Annotated in this window: 1 pseudogene; it reads left to right on the top strand. The window is 73.2% G+C overall.

The features are described 5' to 3' along the window. Positions 1-220: pseudogene (locus DJ69_RS18825) on the top strand (RNA-binding protein); the annotation flags it as partial.

The raw sequence follows: 220 nt of genomic DNA on the forward strand, positions 1-220 counted from the left end.
CGTCGAAGGGTATCTCCCGTACGGAAGCGTCGACGACCGGGTCGAGACGGGCGATCCGGTGCGCGTGCAGGTCCGCGAGTCAGCGGCGCCGTGGACGGAGCGCCGACCCGAACTCGACGGGTCGCTGCGAGCGGGCGACGGTCTCGTCGCGCTCGAACCGGGGTCGGGCACGCGCGTCGACGTGCGGAACGACGAGGCCGCCCGAGAGCTCTCGGGGATG

It is taken from the genome of Halorubrum persicum, from assembly GCF_002727125.1.
In the GTDB taxonomy this organism is placed as follows: domain Archaea; phylum Halobacteriota; class Halobacteria; order Halobacteriales; family Haloferacaceae; genus Halorubrum; species Halorubrum persicum.